Source organism: Streptomyces sp. NPDC059897 (genome assembly GCF_042730865.1).
Classification (GTDB): domain Bacteria; phylum Actinomycetota; class Actinomycetes; order Streptomycetales; family Streptomycetaceae; genus Streptomyces.
Genome location: NZ_JBHWKQ010000022.1, coordinates 61,281 through 68,542, shown reverse-complemented (window position 1 = coordinate 68,542; position 7,262 = coordinate 61,281). Strand labels below are relative to the sequence as shown.

Below are 7,262 nucleotides of genomic sequence, written 5' to 3'. Positions count from 1 at the left end.
CGCCGGCCGCGGGTTCCACCCGGGGGGCCTACCTCTGACCCGGCACACACACGCGGACCGGCCGGCCCCCCCCGACCGTCTCGTACCGGACGTCGTCGCGAGCGGCCTTCGGGTTCTGTTCTGCGGCATCAATCCGGGCCTGATGACGGCCGTGACCGGCCACCACTTCGCCCGCCCCGGCAACCGCTTCTGGCCGGTCCTCCACCTCTCCGGCTTCACGCCCCGCCAGCTGAAGCCGTCCGAGCAGGAGGAACTCCTCTCGTACGGGCTCGGGATCACGAACGTCGTCGCGCGGGCCACGGCGCGGGCGGACGAGCTGAGCGCCGAGGAGTACCGGGAGGGCGGCCGGCTGCTGGAGGAGAAGGTGGCTCGGCTGACACCCCGGTGGCTCGCCGTGGTGGGCGTGACCGCCTACCGCTCGGCCTTCGGCGAGCCCAAGGCGCGGATCGGCCCGCAGGAGCGGACGATCGGCGGCGCCCGGGTGTGGGCGCTGCCGAACCCCAGTGGCCTCAACGCGCATTGGACGGCGGCGACGATGGCCGAGGAGTACGCGCGGCTGCGCGAGGCCGCGGCCACGACCCCTTAGGGCTTGCGGGCCACCACTCCGTACTGGGCGACCTGCGTGGCCTCGTCGTCGCGCCAGCGCGCGCAGGAGACGAGGCCGGGCTCGACGAGCTCCAGGCCGTCGAGGAACGCCGCGATCTCGGCGCCCGTGCGGGCGGTGATCGGCGGCTTCGCATTCTCGTTCCAGAACGCCATGGCCTCCTTGTTGCCCTCCCCGCCCAGTTCGAGGGTGGGGTGGGTGAGCACCACGTAGCTGCCGGAGGGCACGGCGTCGACGAGCTCGCGGACGATGGACGCGGCCTCGTCCGTGTCGAGCACGAAGTTCAGGATGCCCAGGAGCATGATCGCGACGGGCTGGTCGAAGTCGAGGGTCTCGGAGGCCGCCTCGATGATCGCCCTCGGGTCGCGGGCGTCCGCGTCCACGTAGTTGGTCCGGCCCTCGGCGGAGCTGGTGAGCAGTGCGCGGGCGTGGGTGAGCACGATCGGGTCGTTGTCGACGTAGACGACGCGCGCGTCCGGGGCGATCCGCTGGGCGACCTCGTGCGTGTTGTCGACCGTCGGCAGGCCCGTGCCGACATCGAGGAACTGGCGCACACCCTCCTCGCCCGCGAGATGGCGGACGGCGCGGCCGAGGAACTGGCGGTCGGCGCGCGCGACCTCGCCGATGCTCGGGTACATGGACGTCACCATGTCGCCGACCTGCTCGTCGACCTCGTAGTGGTCCTTGCCGCCCAGCCAGTAGTTCCACACGCGCGCGTTGTGCGCGATGTGGCTGGAGATCCGTCCATCCGGCCTGGACCCGTCGGCGTCACTCATGCGATCTCCCTTGTACGTAGCCGGTCTCCGCTCAAGATCCCATCTTGGCACGGGAGTTCGATGAGGCGCGCGACGGGCCCGCCGGACTACGCGTCCCTGCGCCGCACGGCCCACCATCCGGCGAGCACCGCGGCCCCCGCCCACAGCGCGGTCACGGCGAGTCCGGCCCACGGTCCGAGGGAACCCTCGGCGTGCTGGTGAAGGATCTGCTGGCCCGCCCGGTCGGGCAGGTAGTCGGCGGCCGAGCCCGCGACGTCCCCGATGACGAAGGACACGATGAGCAGGAACGGCACCAGGATGCTCAGTACGGCGACCGCGCTGCGCAGCACGGCCGTGAGCCCCGCCGCGAACAGGCCCATGAGCGCGAGGTACACCCCGCCGCCGACGCAGGCCCGCAGCGCCCCCGGGTCGCCGAGACCGAGCGTGTACGGGCCCATGAACGCCTGGCCCACGAGGAACGCGGTGAAGCTGGTGAGTAGGCCGACGACGAGCCCGCAGGCGCCGATGACCGCCACCTTCGCGGCGTAGAAGAGGTTCCGGTTCGGCACGGCGGCCAGCGAGACGCGCAGCGCGTTGTTCAGGTATTCGGAGGAGACGGCCGTGGCGCCGAAGGCGAGCACGGCGATCTGGCCGAAGTTGAGGGCGTAGAAGGCTTCGAAGAGCAGGTCCCCGCCGTTGCCGGCCTCTTCCTGGCCGATCGTGGAGTACGTCAGGGTGGTGATGGCGAGCGTCGCGATGAAGACGGCGAGCAGCGAGCCGAAGCTGCCGCGCAGCGATCTGATCTTGATCCACTCGGCGTGCAGTACGGCGTTGGCGGACGTGCCGGCCATGGTCAGGCCTCCTGGAAGGGCGTGGCGGCGAACTCGGTGTCGTTCGCGGTGAGGGCGAGGTAGGCCTGCTCCAACGAGGCCTGTTCATCGGCGAGTTCGAGGACGGGGACGCCCTCGGCGGCGGCCAGCGCGCCCACGTCGGCGGCGGTGACGCCCTCGACGTCGCAGCGGCCGTCGTCGGCGAGCGCGACCGTGTGTCCGGCGCGCACGAGCGCCGCTCTCAGGCGTGCCGGGTCCGTGGAGCGCACCCGTACGCGGCGTGTGCTGTGCGCGGCGATGAAGTCCGGCATCGGGGTGTCGGCGAGGAGCCTGCCGCGGCCGAGGACGACGAGGTGGTCGGCGAAGGTCGCGGTCTCGTTCATGAGGTGGCTGGAGACCAGCACCGTGCGTCCCGCGCGCGCCAGGTCGCGCATCAACTCCCGGATCCAGATGATGCCTTCGGGGTCCAGGCCGTTGGACGGCTCGTCGAGCAGCACCACTTCGGGGTCGCCGAGGAGTGCCGCCGCGATGCCGAGGCGCTGGCGCATGCCGAGCGAGAACGTCTTGACGCGCTTCTTCGCCACGGCAGCGATCCCGGCCTGTTCGAGCACCTCGTCGACGCGCCGCGCGGGGATCCGGTTGCTGACGGCGAGCGCCCGCAGGTGGTCGCGCGCGGTGCGGGAGCCGTGTGCGGCCTGCGGGTCGAGGAGGGCCCCGACGACGCGCAGCGGTTCGTCGTACGAGGCGTAGGGCCGGCCCCCGATGAGCGCGGTCCCCGAGGTGGGGCGGTCGAGGCCGAGCGCGAGGCGCATGGTGGTGGACTTGCCGGCGCCGTTCGGGCCGAGGAAGCCGGTGACGCGGCCGGGCCCGACCTGGAAGGTGAGCCCGTCCACGGCGCGGGTCGCCCCGTACACCTTGGTGAGGTCCTGGACGTCGATGCTGGTCATGACCTCAGCATCGGCCGCGCCAGGGGGCCCGGTCCTCCCCCGCCCGTGGAGTTCGCCTCCCCCGTGCGGGGGAGCCGTGGGGCGCGGGGCGGCTGGCACGATGACGGTATGCCCCGCTTCCTGAGACCCCTCGCGCGTGCGGTCACGTACACCCGCTGGCTACATCTGCTGTGCTCGTCGGTGATCGCCTTCGTGTTCGCGATGGTCTACCCGGGGCTCTCCACTCCTTCGGTGCGCGACTGGGTGCTCGTCTACGTGACGCCCGTACCGCTGCTTCTGCTGGTCGGCACGATTCCGGTGATCCGGCGCTCGGAGGGGCTGCAGGCACGGATGATGCTGTTCCCCGGCAAGCACGCGCGCGTGGCGGGCCCCGGCCCGGAGCGGGAGATCTCGGTCGCGCCCTCGGCGTCGTGGCAGGACCGCGGCAGGACCTCGGTCTGGCTGGTGCTCCGGCTGTTCCTGGGGCTCTCGGTCGGCCTCTTCTCGGGCCAAATGGCCTCGCTGACGATGGAGTTGGCGGGTACGGCGATGGGCGAGCCGGCCGACTCGATCTCCGCGCTGCCCGTGCCGGGAACCCCCTGGCTGTGCGTGGCGGCGATCCCCTGCGTGCTGCTCTTCCTGGTGTACGTGGTGGCGGGCGTCGGCTGGCTGACCGCCCGCACGGCGCAGGTGCTCCTCGGCCCGTCCGGGGCGGAGCGGCTCGCCGCACTGGAGGAGCGCACCGAGCAGCTCCTTGAGCGCAATCGCATCGCCCGGGAGCTGCACGACTCCATCGGCCACGCGCTGACGGTCGCCGTCGTGCAGGCGGGCGCGGCGCGGGCGGCCGGCGATCCGGCCTTCACCGACCGGGCCCTCGGCGCCATCGAGGAGACCGGCCGGGCCGCCCTGGAGGAGCTGGAGCGGGTGCTCCTGGTGCTGCGCGAGGCGGAGCGGCCGGTGGGCAGCCGCCCCACGCTCCAGGAGGCGGACCGGCTGCTCGACTCGGCGCGGGCCTCGGGGACGAAGGTGGAGGTGACGGTCTCCGGGCCGCTGGAGACGGTGCCGGGGCCGGTGTCCCGCGAGGGCTACCGCATCCTCCAGGAGGCGCTCACGAACGTGCTGCGGCACTGCGGAACCGTGCCGGTCACCGTGACCCTCCAGGTCGCCGACAAGCAGCTGACCCTGGAGGTGCGCAACCCGCTGCCGCCCGGCCGCGGCTCGGGCCACGGCGGTACGGGCAGCGGACTGCGCGGCGTACGCGAGCGGGCCGCGCTGCTCGGCGGGAACGCCCGGACGGGCCCGCTGCGCGACGAGTGGCAGGTTCACGTCGAACTGCCGGTGGGGTGATCTAGGCTGGCGGCGTGCCGCTGACCGTCCTGCTCGTCGACGACGAACCACTTGTCCGCGCCGGCCTGCGCGCGGTCCTCGAAGCGCAGCCCGACATCACAGTGGTCGGCGAGGCCGCGGACGGCGCGGCGGTCGTCCCCCTCGTCCGCGAACTGCGCCCGGACGTCGTCGCCATGGACGTCCGGATGCCGCTGCTCGACGGGATCGAGGCCACACGCGCGGTGCTGCGCGGCGCGGAGCGACCGCCGAAGATCCTTGTGATCACCACGTTCGAGAACGACGAGTACGTGTACGGGGCGCTGCGCGCGGGCGCCGACGGCTTCCTGCTGAAGCGGGCCCGCCCCGAGGAGATCGTGCACGCGGTACGGCTCGTCGCGGCGGGCGAGTCCCTCCTGTTCCCCGCGGCGGTCCGCAAGCTGGCCGCGGAGTACGGGAGTCCGGCAGCCCGCGAGACGCTGGAGCGGGCGGCGCTGACCGAACGCGAGGAGCAGGTGCTGCGGCGCATGGCGCGCGGCCTGTCGAACGCGGAGATCGCCGCGGACCTGATCGTCGGCACCGAGACCGTCAAGTCCCATGTCAGCGCCGTCCTGACGAAGCTGGGCGCGCGGGACCGGACGCAGGCGGTGATCGCGGCGTACGAGTCTGGGTTCGTGGCGCCGGGATAAGGCCCGACCTGCACCGTTTCGGCCGCGCGCGGCTGAGCATCGTACGTCACAGAGGTGCACCCGACTCTCGCCGCTGTCCGTGGCTGCGGGTACCATCCGGCGAACACGCGCGACTGCGGGGAGGACGACGGTGGGGCGGCTGACCGGCGGGGACCCCTCTCTGCTCAGGCGGATCAATTCCGCGGTGGTGCTGCACGCGCTGCGTTCCACCGATTTCGCGACGCTCACCGAGATCACCCGCGTGACCGGCCTGTCGCGGCCCACGGTGGAGGGCGTCGTCGAGGGCCTCATCGTGGCCGGACTCGTCGTGGAGACCACGGTCGAGGAGCCGGGCGCGCGGCGGCAGGGCCGGCCCGCCCGCAAGTTCCGCTTCCGGGCGGAGGCCGGGCATCTGCTGGGCCTGGAGATCGGCGCGCACCGGGTGGCCGCGGTGCTCTCGGCGCTCGACGGCAGGGTCCTCGGTTCGGCGTCCAAGGAGGTCGACGAGGCCGCGCCCGCGGACGAGCGGCTGGAGAAGCTGCGCGGCACCGTCGCCGACCTGCTGCGCCGCGCGGGCGTGGCCCGGGGCTCGCTGTGGGCGGTCGGCGTCGGCAGCCCGGGGATCGTGCGGGCGGACGGGACGGTGCGGCTCGGCACCGCGCTGCCGGGCTGGACCGGGCTGGCGCTCGGCGAGCGGCTGCGGCGTTCCTTCAAGTGCCCGGTGCTCGTGGAGAACGACGCGAACGCGGCGGCCGTGGCCGAGCACTGGAAGGGCGCCGGGTCGGAGACCGACGACATGGTGTTCGTCCTCGCGGGCCTGAGCCCCGGGGCCGGCGCCCTGATCGGCGGCCGCCTGCACCGTGGCTTCGGGGGCGCCGCCGGGGAGATCGGCGCGCTGCACCTGCTGGGCCGCGAGGTGCGGCCCGAGGCGTTGCTGTCCACCACGGACGAGCCGCTGCACCCGCTGGACGAGCTCGCCGTGGCGAAGGTGTTCACGCTGGCGCGCGAGGGCGACGACCGGGCGACGGCCGCGGTCGAGCGGTTCCTTCAGCGGCTCGTGCACGACGTCGCGGCGCTGGTGCTCGCGCTCGATCCGGAACTGGTCGTGGTGGGCGGCTGGGCGGCGGGCCTCGACGGCGTGCTCGAACCGCTGCGGCGGGAGCTGAAGCGCTACTGTCTGCGGCCGCCGCGGGTGGCGCTGTCGGCGCTGGGCGAGGCGGCGGTGGCCACGGGGGCGCTGCGGCTCGCGCTCGACCACGTGGAAGAGGAACTCTTCGCGACGGAGAGCACGGTCACCGCCCGCCGCTGAGCGCCGACCGGGACGCTACGAAGCCCGCGTCTCGGGCGCGTGGTGGATCTCCACGCCCGCCGTGTCGCCGAACGTGAGCCGGCAGGTGTCCGCGCGGTAGGTCGCCACCGAGACGGCGGCGGTCGTGCCGCGGCTGAAGTAGCGGGTCGTGACGACGAGGACAGGGGCGCCCGGCAGCCGGTCGAGCTCCTTCGCGTCGTCGGCGCGCGCCGAGCCCAGCTCGACGGCGCGGTCCTCCCCGTCGAGCCCGAGGCGCTGCAGCTCCCGCACGACCGCACGCGCGCGTGCGGCGCCGGACGCGGCGTCGACGGCCGTCAGGTCGGGGGCCGGGCCTACGGGGACGTACAGCAGCTCGGCGGCGACCGGCTGGCCGTGCGAGACCCGCGTACGGCGCAGGACGTGCACCTCGGTGTCCGGGGCGGTGTCCAGGGCCGCGGCGACCGCGGCAGGCGGGACCTCGACGGCTGCGTCGACGGCCTGCCACGCGTCCGCGCTGCCGCCCGGCCAGTCCCGGTCGTTCGACGCGACGGCGACGCCCATGCGGGGCGGCGCGACCGTGGTGCCGACGCCGCGGCGGCGCTGCAGCCGGCCTTCCAGCTCCAGCTGCTCCAGGGCCTGGCGGAGGGTCGCGCGGGCGACGCCGAAGCGGGCCGCGAGGTCCCGCTCGTTCGGCAGGATCTCGCCCACCGTGAACTCGGAGTCGAGCGCGTCGGTGAGCACGGTCTTCAGGTGCCAGTACTTCGGCTCCGGAGCCGCTTCCAACTGCGTGGTCCCCACCCTGTCCTCCGCAACAGCCGTGCCCTGGCGGCTTTTTATCGCCCTTGTTTATTAAAGGTTCCTGCCTATC

Annotated in this window: 8 protein-coding genes; 4 read left to right on the top strand and 4 right to left on the bottom strand. The window is 73.5% G+C overall.

What is annotated here, in order from left to right:
• Positions 1–34: 34 nt before the first annotated feature.
• The gene (mug, locus tag ACFV9W_RS23680; RefSeq protein WP_385764203.1) at positions 35–586 is read left to right on the top strand and encodes a G/U mismatch-specific DNA glycosylase; all 552 of its coding nucleotides are present in this window, start codon (positions 35–37) and stop codon (positions 584–586) included.
• On the opposite strand, the gene ACFV9W_RS23675 is transcribed toward mug, so the two are convergent.
• The 3 genes from ACFV9W_RS23675 to ACFV9W_RS23665 form a co-directional block, all read right to left on the bottom strand.
• Positions 583–1,380, bottom strand: a complete 798-nt coding sequence (locus tag ACFV9W_RS23675) for an SAM-dependent methyltransferase (protein WP_385764047.1) — start codon at positions 1,378–1,380, stop codon at positions 583–585. The genes mug and ACFV9W_RS23675 overlap by 4 nt on opposite strands.
• A gap of 86 nt (positions 1,381–1,466) precedes the next feature.
• Positions 1,467–2,210 carry an ABC transporter permease gene (locus ACFV9W_RS23670; RefSeq protein WP_385764045.1) on the bottom strand — a complete coding sequence of 248 codons (744 nt, stop codon included), beginning with the start codon at positions 2,208–2,210 and terminating at the stop codon, positions 1,467–1,469.
• Positions 2,211–2,212: 2 nt separating this feature from the next.
• A complete protein-coding gene (locus tag ACFV9W_RS23665; protein ID WP_385764043.1) occupies positions 2,213–3,136 on the bottom strand; it encodes an ABC transporter ATP-binding protein in 924 nt (307 codons plus the stop codon).
• A gap of 108 nt (positions 3,137–3,244) precedes the next feature.
• Between ACFV9W_RS23665 and ACFV9W_RS23660 the strand changes: the two genes are divergently transcribed.
• The 3 genes from ACFV9W_RS23660 (at position 3,245) to ACFV9W_RS23650 (ending at position 6,415) form a co-directional block, all read left to right on the top strand.
• On the top strand, positions 3,245–4,462 hold the full coding sequence (locus ACFV9W_RS23660) for a sensor histidine kinase (protein WP_385764041.1): 1,218 nt from the start codon (positions 3,245–3,247) through the stop codon (positions 4,460–4,462).
• Positions 4,463–4,476: 14 nt separating this feature from the next.
• Positions 4,477–5,127 carry a response regulator gene (locus ACFV9W_RS23655; protein ID WP_385764039.1) on the top strand — a complete coding sequence of 217 codons (651 nt, stop codon included), beginning with the start codon at positions 4,477–4,479 and terminating at the stop codon, positions 5,125–5,127.
• 130 nt (positions 5,128–5,257) lie between these two features.
• Positions 5,258–6,415, top strand: coding sequence for an ROK family transcriptional regulator (locus ACFV9W_RS23650; protein WP_385764037.1), 1,158 nt, complete (start codon positions 5,258–5,260; stop codon positions 6,413–6,415).
• Positions 6,416–6,430: 15 nt separating this feature from the next.
• Here ACFV9W_RS23650 and ACFV9W_RS23645 read toward each other — a convergent pair whose 3' ends face one another.
• Entirely contained in the window at positions 6,431–7,192 is a 762-nt protein-coding gene (locus ACFV9W_RS23645) for a GntR family transcriptional regulator (RefSeq protein WP_385764035.1), read from the bottom strand.
• Positions 7,193–7,262: the final 70 nt, after the last annotated feature.